We start from the raw sequence: 22,445 nt of genomic DNA on the forward strand, positions 1-22,445 counted from the left end.
GCTTTGCGGCCTGCGATGCTCACCGTACTCAAGTACGGTTGCGCTTCTCGGCCGCAATTCGCAGACGCTTGCGAGGTTTGCCCGGGTGTCGTGACTTTTACGTCAACGACACCATCCTGAAATGGAAAAGCCCGCTGGCAAGGTCACTTGCCAGCGGGCTTATTTCGGGCTTATTTATTTACTGCGGCTTACTTCGCCGTCGTTGCCTTGGCGCCGCTGTCACCTTCCTTGGCCACCTTGGCAAAGTCGCCGGCCGTGACGATCGACACGGTGGCAGGCTTCAGGTAGTCGCGCAGGCCCTGGTTGACTTGCGCCAGGGTCAATGCGGCAACCTTGGCTTCCAGGTCCTTGTCGTAGGCCAGGGTGCGGCCTTGCGTCAGGTAGCCGGCCAGGTAGTTGGCCAGACCAGTGTCCTGCGTGCGGGCCACTTCTTCCGCTTGCAGCCAGCCCTTCTTCGCCTCGGTCAGCTCCTCTTGCGTGAAGCCGTCGGCCAGCACCTTGGCGAGTTCCTCGCGCAGCGCCGCTTCCACCTTGGCCGTGTTTTGCGGCGCGCTGATGGCGTAGGCCATCCAGAAACCGGCCGGCTCGCGCGCCGGCACGGTCACTTGCGAACCGACGCCATACGACAGGCCTTCCTTCTGGCGGATGCGGTCGGCCAGGCGGCTGCGCAGGGCGCCGCCACCGAGCATGTGGTTGGCGATGACCAAGGCCGGATAGCCGGCCGCGTCATCCTTCAGGGCCAGCGGCTGGATGGCGAACAGCACGCTGTTGGCCTTGTCCGGCGTTTCCAGGGTGACTTTTTCGCCGCTGACGGGCTTGACGGCGTCGGGAATGCGCACGTACGGCTGTGCCGCCTTCCAGTTGCCGTACAGGCTGGCCACTTGCGCCTTCAACGCGGCAGGGTCGAAATCGCCGACGGCGGCAAAAGTGGCGTTCGCAGCGCCATAATAGGCAGCGTGGAATGCTTTCAGATCCGCCACCTTGACGCTCTTCCAGCCCGCCAGTTCGTCCGGCAGGCTGTTGACATGGCGCACATGGCCTGCCGGCGTGGCGTCGAGCAGGCGGCGGAAGGCGTTCACGGCCAGCGGCTGCGGCTCAGGCAACTCCTGTTCCGCGCGGCCCACGCGTTCGCGCTGCAGTTCCAGGAATTCCGTTTCGCTGAGGGCCGGCTTTTGCAGCACTTGCGCCAGCAGCTCCATGGCGGCAGGCAGGTTCTCGCGTTTGCCAATCAGCACGGCCGTGACGCCCTCGGCACTGCCCGAGACGACCGCTTGCGTGCCCAGCTGGTCGAACTTGTCCTTCACTTCCTGGCGCGACAGTTTATCCGTGCCGCGTGCCAGCAGATTGGCCGTGTAGCTGCCCACCTGCCCCTTGCCGCGCAGGCTCTCTTCGCTGCCAAGCTGCAGTTTCAGCACCACGCTGACGGTGCCGCCCTTGGTTTTCTTCGGCAGCAAGGCGCCCTGCAAGCCATTCGGCAAGGTGAAGCGCTGCGTGCGCGCTTCGATATTGTCGGGGCTGGGGTCGAATGCCTCGCCCTGCGCCACCACGGCGCGGCCCGTGTAGCCGGCCAGCTGCGGCGCCACGTCGGCGTAGGCAGGCACGACGGTGCGATCCGGCGTATCGGTAGGAATGAAGCGGCCCAGCGTGCGGTTCGAGGTCTTCAGGTATTTTTCGGCGGCCGCCTGCACCTGCGCCGTCGTCAGTTTTTCCAGCTGGTCGCGCTGCAGGAAGAACAGGCGCCAGTCGCCCGCCGCCAGGGACTCCGTCAGGGCGATCGTCAGGCTGGCCGTGTTCGAAGTGGCCAGTTCGATCTGCTTGTTCAATTGCTGCTTGACGCGCGCCACTTCCGCATCCGTGACGGGCTGCGACTTCAAGTCTTCCAGCACCTTCAGCATGGCCGTTTGCGCGGCGTCGAGGTTGCCATCGAGCGGCACCAGGGCGCCAAACAGGTTATAGCCCGGCTCCAGGTTGCTCACCGAGTTGTATTCGATCTTGCTGGCCAGCTTGGTTTCCACCAGTGCCTTGTGCAGGCGGCCGGCCGGCGCATCGGTCAGCACGTGGCCCAGCACTTCGATGGCCACGGCGTCGGGATTGCCCGATGGCGCCACGTGGTAGCCGGCGCCGACGAACTGCGTGCCGCCGCTGCGGCGCACCGTCACGGCGCGCTCGCCGTCTTGCACGGGCTCGGCCGTGTAGGTGGGTTCGATCACGCGCGTGGGTTTCGGGATCTTGCCGAACAGCTCATTGATCTGCTTCAAGACCTTGGCTTCATCGAAGCGGCCCGCCACCATCAGCACGGCGTTGTCAGGCTGATAATATTTATGATAAAACGCGCGCAGGCGGGGAATGTTGACTTGCTCGATGTCGGAGCGGGCGCCGATGGTCGACTTGCCGTAGTTGTGCCAATCGTAGGCGACGGCCTGGATGCGCTCGCTGGTCACGCCGATCGGGTTGCTCTCGCCCATCTCGAACTCGTTGCGCACCACGGTCATTTCGCCTTTTTGCGTCTTCGGATTCCACAGGTCGTTCTGGTCGATGGCCGCGTTGACCATGCGGTCCGCTTCCATGGCCAGCATCTGGCGCAGGTTCTCGTCGTTGGCGGGGAAGGTGGCGTAGTAATTGGTACGGTCGTACCAGGTGGTGCCGTTGAAATCGGCGCCCGTGGAATTGAGGATCTCGACCGGGGTTTTCGTGCCCTTCTTGACGCCGAAGTTGGCGCTGGGCTTGAACAGCAGGTGTTCCAGCAAGTGGGCCATGCCCGTTTCGCCATAGTTTTCATGGCGCGAACCGACGAGGTACACGATATTGGTGGTCAGGGTCGGCTTGCTGGCGTCGGGGAACAGCAGCACGCGCAAGCCATTGGCCAGGCGGTACTCGGTGATGCCTTCGACGGACGTGACCTTGACGGCGGCGGCGCGGTTTGGTGCGGCTTTCGCGCTTTTCTGGGTCGGCGCCGCTTCCACGGGGGTGGCGGCAAGGATGAACGAAGGCGACAGAATGCCGGCGGCAAGCAGGAGGGCGGTAATCGGTTTCAAGGCAGAGTCCTGGTAACACTACATGATTAGGCAAGGCGCAAGGTCAGCGCCATGGAATACGTACTCAGCGCAAAAATATTCGCGGAGCCGGCGCTGCGTCTTCGCCGCCACGTGAAATTATTGCTATTTCGTAATTTACGGCATGCCTGCCACTTGCGCAAGCCCTGTCATCAGGCTGTTATGCGGCCGTGTTATACTTCACCGTTCCAGAACTATCTGCCTGTATATGAGACGAGCTCTCGTCCTGCTCTGCCTTTTTGTTTTCATCGCTTTGCCCCAGGCGTTCGCCAGCATGGCTTACGCCAGCCCTTCCCCATTCCAGCATGCAGTCGCGGCCGGCGCTACCGCCACGCCCGGCTTTGTCGCGGACTGTCACGATGCCGGCACGCATGCGGGCGTGCCCGGCGACAGCTGCGGCATCGAAGAATGCGACAACGACCCCATCACGCTGTATCCGACCTCGCGCCAGGCCGTGCCGTTTTACGCCATCATTTGGCAAGCGGGACCGGGCGCACTTTCCGAAGCGGACGTGCGGCTGGCCACACGGCCGCCGCGCGTCCGCCACTGAGACGAACACAGCATCACCTTCACGCCCGGGGCACGCGCCGCCAGGCAAGCTTGATACTTACTGACTTTACAAGGTTACACACATGGAATGGTTATTTGACCCGACAATCTGGGTCGGCCTGCTGACGCTGGTCGTACTGGAAATCGTACTGGGTATCGACAACCTGATTTTCATCGCCATCCTGGCCGAGAAACTGCCGCCGCACCAGCGCGACAAGGCACGCGTGCTGGGCCTGACCCTGGCCCTCGTCATGCGCCTGGGCCTGCTCTCGCTGATTTCCTGGCTGGTCACGCTGACCACGCCATTGTTTTCCATATGGACATTCTCGTTTTCAGGGCGCGACCTGATCTTGCTCCTGGGCGGCCTGTTCCTGCTGTTCAAGGCCACCAGCGAACTGCACGAGCGCCTGGAAGGCGTCACCCACGCGCAGACGGGGCCGAAAGTCTATGCCGGCTTCGGCCTGGTGGTGGCGCAGATCGTCGTGCTGGACGCCGTCTTCTCGCTCGACGCCGTCATCACGGCCGTCGGCATGGTGGAAAACCTGTATGTCATGATGGCAGCCGTCATCATTTCCATCGTCGTCATGATGCTGGCCTCGAAGGTGCTCACGCGTTTCGTCAACGCCCACCCCACCGTCGTGGTGCTGTGCCTGAGCTTCCTGCTGATGATCGGCCTGTCGCTGGTGGCCGAAGGCCTGGGCTTCCACATTCCGAAAGGCTATCTGTATGCGGCCATCGGTTTCTCGATCGTCATCGAGTTTTTCAATCAACTGGCGCGCCGCAACTTCCTCAAGCTGCAATCGAACGCCCCGCTGCGCGACCGCACGGCGCAAGCCGTGCTGAGCCTGCTGGGCGGGCGCAAGGGCCGCGAAGCCGTCGAGGAACATGAAGTCAAGGAAATGCCCGACGTCTCCGCCTTCGGCGTGGAAGAGCGCAACATGGTCAGCGGCGTGCTGACCCTGGCCGAACGTTCGATCCGCTCGGTGATGACGCCGCGCGGCGATGTCTCGTGGGTGAACCTCAACGACAGCAGCGAAAAGATGCTCACCTTGCTGCGCGACACACCGCACAGCATGATTCCTGTCTGCAATGATGACCTCGACAACGTGGTCGGCATCGCGCGCAGCAAGGACCTGATCGAGGACCTGGTATCGCACGGCAAGATCGACCCGGCCAATATGCGCGAAGCCGTCGTCGTGCCGGAAGCGGCCGGCGTGCTGAAAGCCATGGAAACGCTGAAGCGCTCGCGCGGCCAGCTGGTGCTGGTGGTTGACGAGTTCGGCACGGTGCAAGGCGTGCTCACGCCGATCGATATTCTCGAAGCCATCGCCGGCGAATTCCCCGACGAGGACGAGCAGCCGGACGTGGAAGTGCTGGGCCCAGGCCACTGGCGCATCGATGGCGCGACGGACTTGCACTATCTGGAGCAAGTGTTCGAGACGGAAACCCTGGTCAGCGAAGACGGCGAGTACAACTCGCTGGCCGGCTTCCTGCTGGCGCATTTCGAGAACATGCCGGCCGTGGGCGAAGTGCTGGAGCTCGATGGCTTGCGCTATGAAATCATCGAGGCGGACGAGCGCCGCATCGCCTGCGTGGACGTGCGCCGCATCGAGCCCGATCACAGTTTGTAACACAATGGCAAGCGTGCCCCGCTTGCCTTGGCGTATGCTGGTGTCTGCCAATACGGAGACACCAGACAATGAAATTACCGCTGCTACGCATGACCCTGCTGGCCTGCGCCGCGCTCGGCCTCCATACCGGCGCCCAAGCCGCCGCGCCATCGGCCACCATCAAGCCGGGCCTGTGGCAAGTCGACAGCAAGATGGCGTCGCCCGACGCCGCCACCGACAATGCCATGTCCATGGTGCTGCAACAGCTGGGCAACCTTCCTCCCGACCAACGCAAGCAGCTTGAAGCCATGGCCGCCAGCCGCGGCATGGCCATGCCCACCGTTGGCGCCGACGGCGCCGTGCGCGTGACGGCCTGCGTAACGCCGGAAATGGCGGCGCGCAAGCAGATTCCCACGGGCCAGCCCGGCGATTGCAAATCGAAAAACACCGACATCGCGGGCGGCATGCAAGTGTCATTTACTTGCGCCAATCCGAAATCGAGCGGCGAAGGCAAGGTGCTGTTTACGGGCGACCAGGCATTTTCCATGCAGCTGGCGGTGACGACCAGCGCGCGCGGCACGCCGGAACAGGTGAATGTGGCAAGTACAGGCAAGTGGCTGGCGGCAAGCTGCCCTGCCCCGTCAGCCACGGCGGTTCAGAAGCCGTGACGGCAGCCCGGCTTGAACGCCCTGCTGATCCTGCTCCGGCCGTATGGCGGACACGGCGGGATCAGAAGCCGTGACGGAAGCCCAGGTTGAACGCCGCATCGCCGCGGCCGCTGTCGCTGGCATTGCCCACCGTGTAGCGGGCGCCGTTCCTGTTGTGGATTTTCGCGTAGGACGCATAGAAGTCGCTGCGTTTTGACAGCGAATACGTGAGACCGACAGCCACCTGGCTGGCGTCGCGGTTGGCCAGGTCGCGGTCATCCTTGCGCACATACGAGGCCAGCACTTTGAAGCCGCCCACGGGCACGGATAGGCCCAGCAGGGTGTCGCGGCTGTCGGACGACGATTGCGACAGGGCCAGCGAGCTGTAGTCATTGCTGGGGTCCCATGGCGAGCTGCCGTAGCCCTTGTTGGCGCCCAGTGCGACGAAGGCGGTGGCCACTTTCAGGTCGACATTCGCCGCGATCAGGGTGTTGCGCGCCGACATGTCGATGGCAGGCAAGGTGCCACTGGCGAGAATCAGGCTATTCTTGCGCTGGTGCGAAATGCTGACATTCACGGCGCCGGCCGAGTAGCCCAGGGTGGCGCCATACGCGCGGTTGTTGGCGCTGCTGTACGGCGACTCGCCAAAGCTGTAGATGGCGCTGGCCGTCACGCCGCGCAAGGCGGGGGTTTCATATTTGATGGTGTTGTCGTAGCGCTTGACGCTGTAGCCGGCCAGGTTGCTGGCGCTGCCGGCCATGCCGCCCTTGAAGGGGTCGGCCACATCGGTCAGGGTCAGGTATTGCGGATTGTACTGGCGCCCCAGGGTCAATGCACCGAGGCGGCTGTCGAGCCCGACATATGCCTGGCGGCCGAACAGGCGGCCATCCTCGGACTGGCCCGTGTCGTTCTGGATACCCGCTTCCAGGGTAAACACGGCGGAAACGTCGTTGCCCAGGGCCTCGCGGCCCTGCACGCCCAGGCGCGAGCCGGAAGCGACGCCGCCCGACACCTTGGTGTCGGCGCAATTGCCCGTGCAACCGCGTTCGGCGACGATGCCCGCATCGAGCACGCCGTACACGGCAACATTGCCGGATGCCGCGCTGCCAGCGCCATCGGCAGCCTGGGCCGGCGCGTACAGCGCCATCGGCCCCATCCCTATCACAGCAAGCGCAAAAAACGAGGTCTTCATGATAAATATCTCGGTAACGTGAAAAGTAAACTACCCGGTATCGATCAGGACATGCGCTGTGTGTCTGACCTAAGTGTTACCTTATCCTCGATTTTTGTCCAGCAATCTGTGCGTTGTTCCACAGAAACCTCAGCTTAGGCGCCGTCAAGGCGTCGTACACTGACAACACGCAAACAACGAGCATACTGCGGGCTTTTTAGCGCAAAATGACGGCAGAAGCAGGCCCTGCGAACAAGCAACGTTCGGTGGCGAACATTGCACGATCCGGCGCAGGCGGTACACTACTGGTTTTACCGACAGCGGCTCGCCCGTTTTTTCTGCATGCTAGCTATCCTCGAACGCATTGATCCCAACTCCAGCAATATTGACTTGCTGGTGGAATTGTTTAACTCACTGCGTCCCAAGCGCCCCCACGACAGCGCTACCGCGATCGCCAACGTGCGCACCCTGCGCCAGCTTCTCAAAGGTAACCCCGCGCAAGCCCGCGCCCTGCACGAATACGTGCTGCGCGTGCTGTCGGCGCGCCGCCACGCCAGCCTGTACACCGACATCGGCGTGCTGTCGAACAGCGGCTTTTTCACGGAATTGAAACGCCGCATCGCCTACCGCATGCTGCCGCCCGCCCTTGGCGATGAATACCTGAACGACGCGCTCGACCAGGTGCTGTACCTGAATACCGATTACCTGTGGATCAGCAACGTGCCCGCCACGGACTGGCTGGAACTGTTCGACGTGCTCACCAGCGACGACATCGAACTGGCCGTCGGCGACGGCAATATCATGCTGCCAGGCATGCTCGACGCCATCCGCACCCTGTCCTACCGCGTCTGCGCCATGGGGCTGGAGCCGGAACTGACGCGTTTTCACAACGAAATCGAAGTCTTCCACTCGCCGTTCATGGTGCAAAACACGGAAGTGAACGCCTACCTCGATGCGTACACGAACTTGCTGCACGGCGATATCGAGCACATCGAAGATGCGCGCCACCTGCTGGTCATGCTCGACCAGTGCGACGCCGTGATCGCCAAGATCCGCAAGAAGGCGCTGTACCAGGGCACCAGCATTCCCCTCACGTATCTGCTGGTGGCACTGGCGCAAAGCATCGACCGCCTGCGCAAGCTGCTGTTCCTGGTCGACACCAGCGGCGAACTGCCCGCATCAAACAACGTGGACATCGCCGCCATCACGGTCGACGCCACGCAGGATTTGCTGCACCCGCAACCGGTCAGCCGCCGCCGCGCCGGTGCCGTCTCGCTGGCGCTGGAACTGATCGAGGCGCACAACAACAAGTACAAGGTCAGCGACCTGTTTTCCGACAATATCAACTTGCTGGCACGCAATGTGACGGAAAACGCCAGCCGCACGGGCGAGCACTACATCGCTGAAAACCGCCGCGAAATGGGCGCCATGTTCCTCTCGTCGGCCGGCGCCGGCATCATCATCGGTTTCATGGCGCTGTTCAAGATTTTGATGTCCTACCTGCGCTCGGCGCCGCTGGTCGAAGCCTTCATGTTCAGCATGAATTACTCGATCGGCTTCATGTTCATCCACCTGCTGCACTTCACGGTGGCCACCAAGCAGCCGGCCATGACGGCGTCGCGCATCGCGGCCGGCCTGCACAGCAAGGATGGCAGGAATATCGACCTCGACAGCATGGCCGAACTGATCAATAAAGTCTTCCGCACGCAAAACATGGCCGTGCTGGGCAACCTGGCCACCGCCATCCCCACGGCGTGGCTGATCGCGCTCGGCTACAAGGCGATCACCGGCCACAACCTGGTGACGCCCGAGAAAGCCATGCACTTGTTGCACGATATCGATCCCATCGGCAGCCCCGCCATTTTCTACGCCATGATCGCCGGCGTGTGCCTGTTCGTCGCGGGCCTGATTTCCGGCTACTACGACAACCAGGCGCTGTACACGCGCTGGGCGCAGCGCATCGCGCAATTGCGCGGCCTGGGCCGTGTCATCGGCCAGGAGCGCCTGCAGCGCCTGGGCCTGTACCTGGAAAACAATCTGGGCGGCCTGATGGGTAACTTCTATTTCGGTATCCTGCTGGGCTCCATCGGCACCCTGGGTTTCCTGATCGGCTTGCCTATCGATATCCGCCACATCACCTTCTCGGCCGCCAACTTCGCCACGGCGCTGGTAGGACTCGACCACAACATGAGCTGGCAGCTGGCCGTCAAGTCGCTGTCGGGCATCTTCGCCATCGGCACGGCCAACCTGCTGGTCAGCTTCGGCCTGGCCCTGTGGGTGGCGCTGCGCTCGCGCCAGGTCCGCTTCAAGCACGGCATGCAATTGCTGAAGATCCTCGGCAAGCGTTTCCTGAAGGCCCCCATCGTCTTCTTCTTCGGCTCGAAAAACCCGCCGCCATTGGCGCTGGTGGACGAGTCGGCTAACCTGTCACCTACCACCAAGGCTCAAAAATGACCGCCAGGCGCATGCAACCCTGCCTCACCGCCCTACTGCTGTGCTGGACCCTGGCTGCATGCGCTTCGCTGCCCGACGTCAAGAATCTCAATACCACGCTGGAACCCGTGGCCTCGCCCAAGGTCGTCAACGGCAAGGGCGCCGTGCTGAACGTCAACAGCCGGGCCGCCCTGCTCAACAAGCGCTGGGCCAAGTCCGGCATGGACTTGAAAACCCAGGCCGCGCTCGAAGAGGCGGCCACGGGCGTGCCTTTAATCAAGGGCAACAAGGTCACCCTGCTGTTTGACGGTCCGCAAACCATGGCCGCCATGTTCCAGGCCATCAGCGAAGCGAAGAACAGCATCAACCTGGAAACGTATATCTTCGACCAGGACCCGCTGGGCCTCAAATTTGCCGACATGCTGATCGAAAAGCAGCAGGCGGGCGTGACGGTCAACGTCATCTATGACAGCGTGGGTACCATCGGCGTGCCGCAGGCGTTTTTTGACCGCATGCGCGCGGCCGGCATCCACCTGGTGGCATTCAACCCCGTCAACCCGGCCAAGCTGAAGGGCGAAGACTGGAAGATCAACAACCGCGACCACCGCAAGGTGTTGATCGTCGACGGCAAGACGGCGTTTACGGGCGGCATCAATATCAGCGACACCTACGCCAAGAGCTCGCTGTTCCGCTCGAAATCCAAGCCCACCGACAAGAAGGACGTGGGCTGGCGCGATACCCACGTGAAAGTGGAAGGCCCGGCCGTGGCCGCCTTCCAGTGGCTGTTCATCCGCACCTGGGCCCAGCAGGACCAGGCCGACCTGCCCGACGCCAACTACTTCCCCGCCCTGCCCGATGTGGGAGACAAACTCGTGCGCGTGGTGGCCAGCGAACCGGACGGCGGCTTTGAAATCTACAAGGCGTATATCCTGGCCATCCAGGAAGCGAAAAAATCCATCCACATCACCTCGGCCTATTTCGTGCCCGACCAGCAGACGGTCGATGCGCTGGTGGCGGCCGCCAGACGGGGCGTGGACGTGAAAGTGGTGCTGCCCGGCGTGTCCGACAGCGGCCTGGTGTTTCATGCGGGACATGCGCTGTACGACCAGCTGCTGGCCGGCGGCATCCGCATCTATCATTTGAAACTGGCCGTGCTGCACGCCAAGACGGCCGTCATCGACGGCGCCTGGTCGACCGTCGGCTCGACGAATATCGACATGCGCAGCTTCCTGCACAACAGCGAGCTGAACGTGGTGGTGCTGGGCGACAGCTTCGGGCGCGAAATGGAAAATGCCTTCCAGGAAGACTTGCGCGATTCGGAGGAAATCACCAAGGCCAAGTGGGAATCGCGGCCCTGGGCCGACCGCATGAAGGAATGGGCCGCGCGCTTCATGCATTACTGGCTGTAGGTCGGATTAGCGCAGCGTAATCCGACATCCACAGCCATTAGCAAAGCCAACAATATTGTCCGATTACGCGGGACAATGTCCCGCTAATCCGACCTACAGCGGCACACACCGCGCTGGCGCCCGGACGCTTCCGTGCCGACCATTGCAAACTCGGCGCTGGCCTCGTCCCGGGCGCTGGTTGGCGCTGATAGGCGTAGGTCGGATTAGCGCAGCGTAATCCGACATCACCACAGCCATTAGCAAAGCCAACAATAATGTCCGATTACGCGAGACAACGTCCCGCGAATCCGACCTACAGCGGCACACACCTCCCTGGCGCGCGAACGCTTCCGTGCCGATCTTTGCAAACTCGGCGCTGCCCTCGTCCCAGGCGCAGGTTGGCGCTGGTCGGCGTAGGTCGGATTAGCGCAGCGTAATCCGACATCACCACAGCCATTAGCAAAGCCAACAATATTGTCCGACTACGCGGGACAACGTCCCGCGAATCCGACCTACAACGGCCGCAGGCTGGCCCACACGCCGCCCTGGCGCTCGAACGCTTCCGTGCTGACTTTTTCAAAGTCGGCCTTCTCTTCACTCCAGCTGTAGCGCTCGACGCGGATGCAGCTGGGCTCCACTTTCAGTACATTAAAGGAATTCGACTCGCCCCTGCCCCGCGTGGACGTAGCCGTGCCTGCCTGCACCATCAGCGCCGCGTAGCCGGCGATCTTGTAGCGCTCGGCCGTGTTGCCCGCCACGCTGGCATGCAAGTGTCCTGCCAGCAGCAAGTCGACGCCGCACTCGGAAAACATTTGCAGGGCCTGGGGGGCGCGGTCGACCAGGTCGTCCTTGTCGAAGTTCTCGGGCAAGTCGAACGGGTGATGCGTGACGATGATGCGCGTCAGGCCGGGCGGCAAACGGCCCAGGCGTTCACGCAGGAAATCGATCTGCTCGTGGCTGATGCGGCCATCCTTGAAAGTCAGGGAACGGGCCGTGTTGATGCCCAGCACGGCGATTTCTTCATCCACGTATTCGGGCGACAGATCGTCCGTCAGGTAGCGCCGGTATTTCACCAGCGGCGTCAGGAAGCGGGAAAAAACGTTGTAGAGCGGCACGTCATGGTTGCCCGGCACGACGATCTGCGGCCCCGGCAAACTGTCAAGAAACGCCCGCGCCTGCTGGAATTGCACGCTGCGGGCGCGCTGAGTCAGGTCGCCCGAGACCACCACCACATCGGGTTCCAGGCGTTCGACCAGCACGCGCAGGGGAGCCAGTAGGGCCGCATCGACCTTGCCGAAATGCAGGTCAGACAAATGCACGATGGTACGCATGTTTTCTCCTAGGCCGGCGCGGACGCCGGCACGAGCACCTCCAGCGCGGCGGGGCGGATCCGGTAATGCAGCGGTGTATTCATGATGGTCACTTCGCCGTCGGTGGCCACGCGCAGGCGCCTGTGCTTCGTGGCAATTTCCAGGTCGGTGGCCGTCAGCACGTCAAAATCCTTGGCCTGCGACAACTTGCCGAACAGCGCGTGCAGTGCCAGCTTCAGCAGTCCCAGGCGGCCCGGGCGCTGCGCCACATACAGGCTCAGCTGGCCGCCATCGAGCCGCTCGCGCTCGCCGATATTCAAGCCCTCCATCAGGTATTCATTGTTGCCGATAAAGACGAACGGCGTGCGCCGCGCATGCACGGCATCGTTGAGTTTCAATTGCACGCTGAGAAAGGGATAGCGGCGCAGCGCGGCCACCAGGGCCCAGCTGAAGGCCAGCCACTTGCCCCGCCCCAGGCGGCGCTGCTGCTTTTCGCGGTCGCGCACGATATCGGGATACAGGCCCAGGCTGGAATTATTCAGGAAGATGCGGCCATTCACCTCGCCCACGTCGACCTGGTGCGGCACGCCCTGCGCCACATTGGCAATGGCCGCATCGAGTTCCAGCGGAATATTCAGATCCTTGGCGAAATGATTCAAGGTACCCAAAGGCAACACACCGAACGGCGTGCCGCTGCCCACGACGACGGAGGCGACGGCGTTGATGGTGCCATCGCCGCCGCCGGCGACGACGATGGGCGCGCCATCGCCCAGCGCCTGCTCGGCCGTGGCGATCATCTCGGCGCCGCTTTGCGCCAGAGTGATGGCGGCGTCGAGGCCGACGGCGGCAAATTTGGCTTCCAGTTGCCGCGCCCAGTCGGGTGCGTAGCCGCAGCCGGCGCCCCCGTTGATGATGACTGCAATCTTGCTCAGGACAGTTTCCCCTATTTGGTTTGCCGGATATGCCGGCGGCGGCGCAGGGTCGACACGCCGGCGATACAGATGGCCAGCCAGCCATAGCTTTCCGCCATCGCCGCCAGCACATCGCTCAGGTAATGCGCCCCCAGGTAAATACGGCTGAAGCCCACCAGGGCGGCCATCAGGAATGCCGCCAGCGCGATGGCGATGCGCTTGCCCCAGGCGCCCGGCGCCGTCTGGCAAATCAGGTAGGCGGCCAGCAAACCGTACAGGGCCGTCGAGGTGGCCGTATGCCCACTGGGAAAGCTGTACGTGCTGAGGGCCGTCTGCAGGATGGGCTCGTCAAAACTGGGGCGCGCACGCGCAAATACATACTTTAGCAGCAGGTTGAGGAACATGACGCCCGGCATGGTGATCACCAGGGTAAACAGCCAGTAAGTGGCGCCCTTGCGGTACCAGTACCAGCCCAGCAGGGCCGCCAGCGTAATGGCGCCGATCACGCCATGCATATGCGTGATCACCAGCAGGCAGCGCGTGATCCACGGCACCGCATGCTGGTTGAACCACTGCGCCACCTGCAGGTCGATCACCGTGATCCGGGCCATGCCCATGACGGCTTCGGCGATTTCGTGGAAGACCACGATGGCGACCAGCATCAGGGCCACGCCCACCGTCATGTGCAGCCCCAGTTCGCCTTCGGGCGACAGGCGCGCCTCGACGAAGCGGCGCAGTTTCGTGGTCCAGCCCGTGGTCATGCCCATGTCATTCTTGTGTTGCAAACTGCTTACTCCTCAAGTTCGGTGCAGTGATCAAAAAAACCACACCAGCAAAAAAATACTGTTTATTCATACAGTAGCTGTGTTTTCATACAGTAGTTATGCTATTCTGATGACTCGTTCAACACATCTCCCTCAAAGGAATTGTCATGGCAACATTGAATAGCGGTTTTGGCTCACGGTTTGGCCTGGAATACGCCCCAAGCTCTTTCCTCGTCCGCATGGGCAAGCGCGAAATCCTCGTCTGCCGCGACTTCCGCAAGCGCTACTACACCGTCAATCCCTTGATTGAGTGCGGTACGGGCATCGAGCCGGGCTATGTTGAAGTGCTGCTGATGCGCCGCTGGTTGTTGATCTTATCTAAAGCGCATTAAATACGCCTTAAAAATCTGCTGCGCGGCGCGATTTTCGGCCTGCGAGGCGCGCTGTACCAAAGTACAGCTGCGCTTCTTGGCCAGCGGGGGCGCCAAGCCTCGTTGCCGCTCGCTACGATTTTTCTCGGCGTATTCCGGGGCTTTCAACAGCCTTGCTTGAAAGCTCCGCCCGGCCACGCCGGGAGCGCGCCAGTACCGGCCAGCAGCACGCTGGCCGACCCCTCATTACTGTGTGCGTTCCGGTGCGGCCGGGCTGGCAGGTGTGGCGCCGCGATTGCTAGCTGCTGTCGCTGGCGGTGCGCTGTCAAACACATTCGCTTCGTACCACAGTGTTACGAACAGCACCATCACGACGGGGCCGATGAACAGGCCCACGAGTCCCAGGGTTTCCACGCCGCCCAGAATGCCGAACAGCACTGCCAGGAAAGGCAGGCGGGTGGCATTGCCGATCATGCCGGGCCGCACGAAATGGTCGGCCACGAACAGCACCACGGTGCCCCACACGGCCACGCCGATGGCGGCGCCCACCTTGGCCTGGAACAGCAGCACGGCGGCCGCGCACAGATAGGCCAGCGGCGCGCCGAACGGGATGATGGCCAGGATGCCAGTGGCAAATGCCCACAGGGCCGGTGACGGCAGACCGGCGAGCGCGTAGGCAATGCCGATCAGCACGCCCTCGGCCAGCCCCACCAGCACCAGGCCGTTGACGGTGGCGCGGATGGCCGTGGGAATCTTTTGCGCATAGCGTCCCCACCGTTCCGGGCGCAGGAAATGGCTGCCGATGGCGGTGATCTGGCGCGTCAGCGCTTCGCCATCCTTGTAAAAGAAAAACAGGCACAAAAACGCCAGGCCGAAATCGACCAGGCGGTGGAAGACATCGGCGCCGAGGATTTTAAGCATGTCGCGCGCGGAATGAAAGCCGCCCACGGCGCTGCCCGCAAAGAAGTGGCCCAGGCCATGGGGCTGGCTCAGGGTGGCTTGCCACCAGTCGCCGATGGCATTGCCGGCCAGGGGAATTTGCGCCACCCAGCCCGGCACGGGCAAGCCATTGCTATTTGCATTGACGACGAAATTGGCCAGCATCGGCACTTCGCGCGCCGCCTGCGCCACGCCCAGCAGCACGGGAATGATGAAGATGCAGGCAAACGCCAGGGTCAGCACGGCAGCCGCAATGATGGGGCGCTGGCCCAGCGCCGCGCGCACGCGCAGATACAGGGGCCAGGTGGCCACGCACAGGATGCCGGCCCAGACCAGGGGCAGGAAAAAGCGCTGCATGACGAAACCCGTCAGGGCAATCAGGGCCAGGGAAAAGCCTGCGCTGAGAATATCGCGCTGGGTATCGCTCATACCGCTCCATTCATGCCCGCACCAGGGAAAGTGGCGGGCGTGGCTATGCGCCAGTTGCGCAGCCGTAGCGTAACACGGCACTTGCCGGGGCGGCCTTACACCAGGCCAAGCTCCACCGGCGCCACGCCGGCAAACACCTGATCCAGCTGCGCCGTACTCAAGCCAAAGGTGCGGCGCAGCAAGCCGCCCAGCACGGCGCGGTATTCATTGAGCACCGGCATGTCGCGGTTCTGGAACAGGGTCGCTTGCCCGATCGCCACTTGCTCTCCGGCCACTTGCTTGCCCTGGATACCACCGCCCAGCACCCAGAACACGCTGCCGTGGCCATGGTCCGTGCCGCGGTTGCCGTTTTCGCGGAAGGTGCGGCCAAATTCGCTGACGACGACGACCAGCGTCTTGCGCCAGGCGCTGCCCATTTCCTGCGAAAACGCGGACAAGCCCCGCCCCAGTTCGTCGAAGCGCCCCGCCAGGTAGCCGTTGGCGCCGCCCTGCCCCACGTGGGTATCCCAGCCGCCAACGTCGACAAAGCCGATGTTGTATTTGTCCTTCATCAAGCGGGCGATGCGCTGCGCCTCCAGTTCAAAGCCGCGGGTAGAGATGGCGTTGCGGTTGGCCGCCAGCATTTCTCCCGTCAGTTCCTTCGTCACATCGTCGCGCACGACAAAACCGGCGGCCACCGGCTGCTGCAAGGGCGTGCCCCGGTACATGGCGGCGATGATCTGGCTTTGACGCGCATCAATGCCCGCCTTGCCCACCGAGCGCAGCGCCATGTTCGGCACTTGCACGCCGCCCTGGAAGATCAGCGGCAGCTGGTCCGTGAAGGCGATGGCCGGATTGAGCGGATTGGCCTTGCTGCTGTTCAAGGTCTGGACCAGGCGGTTCAAAAAGCCAGAACGGAAATCGCGGCGCTTGCCCAGTTCCTGGCCCAGCTCGATCGTATCCTGCGTCTCGAAATGGCTGCGCGTCACATCCGTCGTGCCGGCAAACGGGATAAACGCCGCCTCGCCGCTGTTGAACATGGGATAGATGGTCTCGCGCAAGGCCGGATGCAGCGCCCAGTCCCCATTCAGGGCCAGCGCGCCGTTTTCCATGCCCGGCTTCGCGATGGCGATATTCGGCCGCGCCGCATAATAGAAATCGCTGCCGACAGGCACCAGCAAGTTGTTCGCGTCATAGCCGCCGCGCAGGAAGACGAACAGCAGCTTCGCGTCCGTGGCGGGCGCGGCCAGCAGGCTGCCCGCGTGGGTCAGCAAGGGCGCGGCGGCCAGGGCTTTCAACAGGTCACGACGGTGCATGGCAGTCCTCCGGTGTCTACTTAACGGTGCATCATTTCTGGCGACGAAAGAAAAAACGTGTTCCATTCCTGCGGCGAGGCGGCCTGCTCCAGGGCCTGGCGCGTGGCCGGACTCAAGGTGGCTTGCAGCGACTGGTAATACAGGGCGCTGGCCAGTTGCGGGAACGCCACTTTTTCCTGCGGCTGCGGGCCATCCGTCTTGAACAGGCCGGCGCTGCCCGAACCGATGGTGCGGGCGATATCGAAGCGCGTCGTCATCTGGCCGGGGCTGGCCCAGGACGCATCCGTCAGCGGGTAGCCGTCCGGCGTCTGGCGGCCGTACAAAGGCTGGCCCATGCGCGAAAGCCAGCTCAGCATGGGGCCCGCGTTGAGGATGGGCTTGTCGTCATAGCTGAGCCGCACGGCCGATACCACATAATGCATGGGGTCCTTGAATTTCTTGCCCAGCGACTGCTTGAATTCCTCACTGTCAAACATGGTGTGCAGCACGTCGGCGATCATGCCGTCGCTGTGCTCGAAGGTGGCCGCCATGCGCGCCACCAGCGCTTCGGGCGGATTGTCGCCGACGAAATACTGGGCCAGCTTGCCGCTGATAAATTTCGCGGTGGCGCGACTGCGGCTCAGGCGGTCCAGCGCTTCATCGAGCTCGGCCAGGCCCCGGCCCTTCACCGGGTGTCCGAGGAACTGCTTGTCGCCATAATCGTGGCGGTTCGGATTGAACTCGAACAGGCCACGGCGCACGTATTGGCCTTGCAGCGCCGGCTTCACCTTCGGCGTCTCGGCGCCCAGGTTCACGCCCACGCCCGTCAGGATGCGCGCCAACTCCTGCACGTCCATCTGGCTGTAGCCGCCATTCACGCCCAGCGTGTGCAGCTCCATCAGCTCGCGCGCATAGTTTTCATTGATGCGTTTGGCGGCGTTGGCTTCATTGTCCAGGTAGCGCAGCATGGCCGGATGGTGCACGGTGGCGCCCAGCAAGTCGCGGAATTTCCCCAGGGCGTGCGGCGCGATGGCGGTCGCCTCGTAATCGCCGACCATGGCGCGCAAGTTGTGCTTGCCCTGGTGCACGCTGAAATGGTTGAGCCAGAACCAGCTCAGCTGCTGCTGCAGCTGGTTCGGCGAATACACGTCAAGCAGCAGCGAGCGCGTGGCCGCTTCGCGCGCCAGGCGGTTGAGTCCCTGCTGATAGTCTTTTTGCGCCAGTTTCTTGGCCTCGTCGTCCATGACGGCGGCGGACGCTTTGCGCTTTTGCTCCATGGACAGCACCAGCTGGTCGAGCGGCACCTGGCTGATGCTCATGGCGTCGATCTGCGCCTGGATGGCGGGCGGCAAGCGGGCTGGACCTGGATGCAATTGCGCCTGCAGGTAGCGCTGCCAGCCTTCCTCTTGCACCTGGCGCGCGCTGCCGGCGTTCACGCCCCAGCTGACCCGCTCGAGCATGGCGAGCGCCTGTGCGGGATGGTCGGCGTGAACGGGCTGTTGCGTCGCTGGTCCGGCACAGCCGGCCAGGCACAGTGCGGCAAGCACGACGGCGGGTAGCAAGCGTTTCGGCAACATGGCGCTCCTTCAGGCGGTTTTCAGCAAAATGCAAGAGTACGCCCAGCTTGAGCCGCGCATGATTGCCATTTGCAACGAGTTGTAATGAAGAATGCTTTATGCCAGGGCCGCACACTGTTCCCGCAGGAAATCTCGCAGCTGCAGCACCAGCGGCGTCACTTGCGCCCGGTGCGTGCATACCAGGTGCAAGGGCGTGGCCTCGCCCGCCACCTCGGGCAGCAGCAGTTGCAAACGGCCGGCGGCCACATCGCCAGCCACATCGAGCCGCGACTTATACGCGATGCCCAGGCCCGCCACGGCCCAGCGCCGCACCAGCTCGGCATCGTCGGCGCTGCGGTTGCCGCTCACCTGCAGCGTCACCTGCTCGCGCTGCGGCAGGCGGTAAAACGTCCAGCGGTCGTGCAAGCCATCTTCCAGCGCGAAGCGCAAACAATTGTGCTGCGCCAGCTCTTCCAGCGCCAGCAGGGGGCCGTGCGCGCGCAGATATTCCGGCGAAGCCACCAGTACGCGGTCATTCGCGGGGGCGATGGGCATGGCGATCAGCGAGGAGTCGTCCTGCTGGCCGTAGCGCAGGGCCACGTCGACTTGCTGGCGTACCATGTCGGCCACCCGGTCGCTGACGCTGAGCTGGTAGCGCAGCTTCGGGTGGCGCTGCTGGAAGGCGTCGAGCCAGCCCAGCATCAGATTGCGGCCCAGATCGGAAGGCATGGCAATTTTCAAGGTTCCGCCGAAACTGTCCTTGCTAGCCAGCAGTGCGTCACGGCCCGCGCGCAGCAGGCGCAAGGCTTCGCGCGCGTGTTCGAGATATTGCGTGCCTTCCGGCGTCAGGCTCAGCGAACGGGTGGTACGGGCCAGCAGGCGCAAGCCCAATTCCCCTTCCAGACGCTTGACGGCGGCGCTGGCCAGCGCGGGCGAAATGCCGAGCTCGCGCGCGGCTGACGACAGGCTGCCCCGGTCGGCCGTGCATACGAATACCTGCAAGTCATCGAGTCGCAGCAATTTTCAGCATTCCTTTGAAAGTGTTTCGGTACGCGCCCACTTTTACCCAGGCGTGAAAGTGGCCATGATACGTCATCAGGCCTGCATGGCCACGCTAACAATGCTGTCGGATTACGCGCGATACCACCGCGCTGATCCGACCCGCGCCGACTCCGTTACTGTTTTATCAAAGGAAACACATGAAAGCCATCGCCTACCGCCACAGCCTGCCCATTACCGATGCCGACGCCCTGCTCGACATCGAACTGCCCGTGCCCGTCGCCACGGGGCGCGACTTGCTTGTCGCCGTGCACGCCATCTCCGTCAACCCCGTCGACACCAAGGTGCGCAAGAACCGCGCGCCGAAGGACGGCCAGCCGGAAGTGCTGGGCTGGGATGCGGCCGGCGTCGTCACCGCCGTCGGCGCCGACGTGAGCCTGTTCCAGGTGGGCGACAAGGTCTGGTACGCGGGCGCCATCAACCGCCCCGGCAGCAACAGCCAGTTCCAGCTGGTTGACGAGCGCATCGTCGGCCACATGCCGGCCAGCCTGGATTTCGCGCCCGCCGCCGCCCTGCCTTTGACGGCCATCACGGCCTGGGAATTGTTGTTCGACCGCCTGCAGATCAGCCGCGACAGGAGTCTCACGGGCAAGTCCCTGCTGGTGATCGGCGCGGCCGGCGGCGTCGGTTCCGTGCTGCTGCAACTGGCGCGGCAGTTGACGGGCGTAACCATCATCGGCACGGCCTCGCGTCCGGAAACGGCGGCCTGGGTGCGGGAACTGGGTGCCCACCACGTGATCGACCACAGCTTGCCGCTGGCTGCGGAAATCACGCGCCTGGGCTTGCCGCCTGTCGATTATGTGATCAGCCTGAACCAGACCGACAGGCATTTCGAACAGATCGTCGAACTCATCGCGCCACAGGGCAAGTTTGCCCTGATCGACGATCCCGAGCAGATCGACGTGCGCAAGTTCAAGGGCAAGAGCGTGTCCCTGCACTGGGAACTGATGTTTACCCGCTCGCTGTTCCAGACGGCCGACATGGTCAAGCAGCATGAATTGCTCGACGAACTGGCGCAGCTGGTGGACGCTGGCGTCATCAAGACCACCCTGGCCGAGCGCTTCGGCACCATCAACGCACAAAATCTGAAGCGCGCGCATGCCCTGCTGGAAAGCAATACGGCCAAAGGCAAGATCGTGCTGGAAGGGTTTTAAGCGAGCAATATCCGCCCCAACGGCAAGTAGCGGGGTCGGCCCCTGAGGGTCCGACCCAGAACTTGCTATCGACTTGAAAAGTGCAGCTGATTACCGTGGTGCCGTAATCAAAATAGCCCGGAAATCATTGACGTTGGTCAATGTCGGACCGGTGATCACGCTATCGCCCAGCGCCTGGAAGAAGCCGTGGCCATCGTTGTTGTCCAGGCTGTCGCGCGGCTTGATGCCCTGCGCCCAGGCGCGCTGCAGGGTGTCGGGCGCCAGATACGCTCCCGCGATCTCTTCCTGGCCATCGACGCCGTCCGTGTCGCCGGCCAGCGCATGGATACCCGCCTCGCCTTGCAAGGCGAGGCCCAGCGCCAGCAGGAATTCCACATTGCGCCCGCCGCGCCCGTTGCCGCGCACCGTCACCGTCGTTTCGCCGCCCGACAGCAGCACGCAGGGAGCGGGAAATGGCTGTCCGCGCATGGCCGTTTGCAGCGCGATGCCGGCCATGACCGTGCCCACATCGCGCGCTTCGCCCTCCAGGCTGTCGCCTAATATATAGGGCGTGACGCCGGCCGCGCGCGCCACGGCGGCGGCCGCTTCCAGTGCCAGTTGCGGCGTGGCCACCAGGGTCGTCTGCGTGCGCGCCAGGCGCGGGTCACCCGGTTTCACGGATTCGCCGCGCCCGCTTTCCAGCGTCTTGCGTATGCTGTCCGGCAAGGCGATGCCATAGCGGCGCACGATGGCCAGCGCATCGTCGCACGTCGTCGCATCCGCCACCGTGGGGCCGGAGGCGATGTCGCCCAGCTTGTCCCCGGGCACGTCCGAGATCGCCAAGGTCACCACCTGGGCCGGATGGCAGGCGGCCGCCAATCTACCGCCCTTGATGGCGGACAAATGGCGGCGCACGCAGTTCATTTCGCCGATGGTGGCGCCGGACGCCAGCAGCGCGCGGTTCAAGGCTTGCTTGTCTTCCAGGCTGATGCCGTCCAGGGGCAAGGCCAGCAGGGACGAGCCGCCGCCCGATATCAGGCACAGCACGGTGTCATCTGCCCGCAAGTTGCCCACCAGTTCCAGCATGCGCCGCGCCGCGTCCATGCCGGCCTGGTCGGGCACGGGGTGCGACGCTTCGGCGATCTCGATGCGTGCGCACGGCACGCCGTAGCCGTAGCGCGTGACGACCAGGCCCGACAACGGCCCCGGCCAGTGCTGCTCCACGGCTTGCGCCATGGCCGCCGAGGCCTTGCCGGCGCCGATGACGATCAGGCGGCCTGCCGGCACGGGCGGCAGATGGGGCGGCACGCAGTGCGCCGGTTGCGCCGCGGCGATGGCGGCGTTAAACATGGCTTGCAGCAAGGTGCGCGGTGCTGGGGTGGTCGTCATTGTGTCTCCTCCGGGATCCGGACTCGATCATAGCAGTGCCCGCGGCCCGGCAGCTACAATGGCGGCTTGACTATCTGACAGGAATACAATGAACGACGCCATCGAATGGACCGGCCTGGCCCGCACTTTCGGCCTCTTTACCGTCACGGCCGTGGCCGAACTGCTGGGCTGCTACCTGCCCATGCTGTGGCTGAGCAACAAGGGCAGCGCCTGGCTGCTGTTGCCTGCCGCCCTCAGCCTCCTGGTCTTCGTGTGGCTGCTGACCTTGCATCCAGCCGCCAGCGGCCGGGTGTACGCCACGTATGGCGCCATCTATATCGCCACGGCCCTGGGATGGCTGTGGCTGGTCGATGGCATCACGCCCGCCTGGACCGATATCGCCGGCGTGGGCCTGGCTCTGGCGGGCGCCGCCGTGATTGCCATGGGGCACAAGGCGGCGTAAGCAGGCTCACGCCGCCT

General features: G+C 63.5%; 18 protein-coding genes. 8 read left to right on the plus strand and 10 right to left on the minus strand.

Annotation, left to right across the window (positions count from 1 at the left end):
* Positions 1-188: 188 nt before the first annotated feature.
* Complete coding sequence (locus ACQ4WR_RS23165) at positions 189-3,035, minus strand: M16 family metallopeptidase (protein WP_436490143.1); 2,847 nt, start codon at positions 3,033-3,035, stop codon at positions 189-191.
* Between the two features lie 292 nt (positions 3,036-3,327).
* Here ACQ4WR_RS23165 and ACQ4WR_RS23170 point away from each other — a divergent pair, with 292 nt between their 5' ends.
* From ACQ4WR_RS23170 to ACQ4WR_RS23180, 3 genes are all read left to right on the plus strand, one after another.
* Positions 3,328-3,603, plus strand: coding sequence for a hypothetical protein (locus tag ACQ4WR_RS23170; protein ID WP_436490144.1), 276 nt, complete (start codon positions 3,328-3,330; stop codon positions 3,601-3,603).
* Between the two features lie 82 nt (positions 3,604-3,685).
* A complete protein-coding gene (locus ACQ4WR_RS23175) occupies positions 3,686-5,233 on the plus strand; it encodes a TerC family protein (protein WP_102299695.1) in 1,548 nt (515 codons plus the stop codon).
* A 68-nt stretch (positions 5,234-5,301) separates the two neighbouring features.
* Positions 5,302-5,880 carry a DUF3617 domain-containing protein gene (locus ACQ4WR_RS23180; protein WP_436490146.1) on the plus strand — a complete coding sequence of 193 codons (579 nt, stop codon included), beginning with the start codon at positions 5,302-5,304 and terminating at the stop codon, positions 5,878-5,880.
* Positions 5,881-5,941: 61 nt separating this feature from the next.
* Here ACQ4WR_RS23180 and ACQ4WR_RS23185 read toward each other — a convergent pair whose 3' ends face one another.
* A complete protein-coding gene (locus tag ACQ4WR_RS23185) occupies positions 5,942-7,051 on the minus strand; it encodes a porin (protein WP_436490148.1) in 1,110 nt (369 codons plus the stop codon).
* A 321-nt stretch (positions 7,052-7,372) separates the two neighbouring features.
* Between ACQ4WR_RS23185 and ACQ4WR_RS23190 the strand changes: the two genes are divergently transcribed.
* Together ACQ4WR_RS23190 and cls are read left to right on the plus strand one after the other, a co-directional pair.
* Positions 7,373-9,484 carry a site-specific recombinase gene (locus ACQ4WR_RS23190; protein ID WP_102299690.1) on the plus strand — a complete coding sequence of 704 codons (2,112 nt, stop codon included), beginning with the start codon at positions 7,373-7,375 and terminating at the stop codon, positions 9,482-9,484.
* Complete coding sequence (cls, locus tag ACQ4WR_RS23195) at positions 9,481-10,872, plus strand: cardiolipin synthase (RefSeq protein ID WP_436490150.1); 1,392 nt, start codon at positions 9,481-9,483, stop codon at positions 10,870-10,872. The genes ACQ4WR_RS23190 and cls overlap by 4 nt, the downstream gene beginning before the upstream one ends.
* Positions 10,873-11,363: 491 nt before the next feature.
* Here the strand turns inward: cls and ACQ4WR_RS23200 are convergent, their stop codons facing one another.
* The 3 genes from ACQ4WR_RS23200 to ACQ4WR_RS23210 are packed head-to-tail and all read right to left on the minus strand — an operon-like array spanning position 11,364 to position 13,857.
* The gene (locus tag ACQ4WR_RS23200; RefSeq protein WP_102294262.1) at positions 11,364-12,182 is read right to left on the minus strand and encodes a metallophosphoesterase family protein; all 819 of its coding nucleotides are present in this window, start codon (positions 12,180-12,182) and stop codon (positions 11,364-11,366) included.
* Between the two features lie 8 nt (positions 12,183-12,190).
* Positions 12,191-13,093 (minus strand): diacylglycerol/lipid kinase family protein, encoded by a 903-nt coding sequence (locus ACQ4WR_RS23205; RefSeq protein WP_102294272.1) that lies wholly within the window; start codon positions 13,091-13,093, stop codon positions 12,191-12,193.
* Positions 13,094-13,104: 11 nt separating this feature from the next.
* Positions 13,105-13,857, minus strand: coding sequence for a phosphatase PAP2 family protein (locus ACQ4WR_RS23210; protein WP_308410584.1), 753 nt, complete (start codon positions 13,855-13,857; stop codon positions 13,105-13,107).
* A gap of 146 nt (positions 13,858-14,003) precedes the next feature.
* Between ACQ4WR_RS23210 and ACQ4WR_RS23215 the strand changes: the two genes are divergently transcribed.
* Entirely contained in the window at positions 14,004-14,228 is a 225-nt protein-coding gene (locus ACQ4WR_RS23215; RefSeq protein WP_010396348.1) for a hypothetical protein, read from the plus strand.
* Positions 14,229-14,453: 225 nt separating this feature from the next.
* On the opposite strand, the gene ACQ4WR_RS23220 is transcribed toward ACQ4WR_RS23215, so the two are convergent.
* The 4 genes from ACQ4WR_RS23220 to ACQ4WR_RS23235 form a co-directional block, all read right to left on the minus strand.
* Positions 14,454-15,575, minus strand: coding sequence for an AI-2E family transporter (locus tag ACQ4WR_RS23220; protein ID WP_102294261.1), 1,122 nt, complete (start codon positions 15,573-15,575; stop codon positions 14,454-14,456).
* Positions 15,576-15,670: 95 nt separating this feature from the next.
* Positions 15,671-16,870 (minus strand): DUF1501 domain-containing protein, encoded by a 1,200-nt coding sequence (locus ACQ4WR_RS23225; RefSeq protein WP_436490152.1) that lies wholly within the window; start codon positions 16,868-16,870, stop codon positions 15,671-15,673.
* A gap of 20 nt (positions 16,871-16,890) precedes the next feature.
* Entirely contained in the window at positions 16,891-18,426 is a 1,536-nt protein-coding gene (locus ACQ4WR_RS23230; RefSeq protein ID WP_436490154.1) for a DUF1800 domain-containing protein, read from the minus strand.
* A 96-nt stretch (positions 18,427-18,522) separates the two neighbouring features.
* On the minus strand, positions 18,523-19,425 hold the full coding sequence (locus ACQ4WR_RS23235) for a LysR family transcriptional regulator (RefSeq protein WP_436490156.1): 903 nt from the start codon (positions 19,423-19,425) through the stop codon (positions 18,523-18,525).
* A 179-nt stretch (positions 19,426-19,604) separates the two neighbouring features.
* Here ACQ4WR_RS23235 and ACQ4WR_RS23240 point away from each other — a divergent pair, with 179 nt between their 5' ends.
* The gene (locus tag ACQ4WR_RS23240) at positions 19,605-20,618 is read left to right on the plus strand and encodes a zinc-binding alcohol dehydrogenase family protein (protein WP_436490158.1); all 1,014 of its coding nucleotides are present in this window, start codon (positions 19,605-19,607) and stop codon (positions 20,616-20,618) included.
* Positions 20,619-20,708: 90 nt separating this feature from the next.
* Here ACQ4WR_RS23240 and ACQ4WR_RS23245 read toward each other — a convergent pair whose 3' ends face one another.
* The gene (locus tag ACQ4WR_RS23245) at positions 20,709-21,986 is read right to left on the minus strand and encodes a glycerate kinase type-2 family protein (protein WP_436490160.1); all 1,278 of its coding nucleotides are present in this window, start codon (positions 21,984-21,986) and stop codon (positions 20,709-20,711) included.
* Between the two features lie 88 nt (positions 21,987-22,074).
* Between ACQ4WR_RS23245 and ACQ4WR_RS23250 the strand changes: the two genes are divergently transcribed.
* Positions 22,075-22,428, plus strand: coding sequence for a YnfA family protein (locus ACQ4WR_RS23250; RefSeq protein ID WP_102294255.1), 354 nt, complete (start codon positions 22,075-22,077; stop codon positions 22,426-22,428).
* Positions 22,429-22,445 lie beyond the last annotated feature (17 nt).

The organism is Janthinobacterium amylolyticum (genome assembly GCF_051380655.1).
In the GTDB taxonomy this organism is placed as follows: domain Bacteria; phylum Pseudomonadota; class Gammaproteobacteria; order Burkholderiales; family Burkholderiaceae_D; genus Janthinobacterium.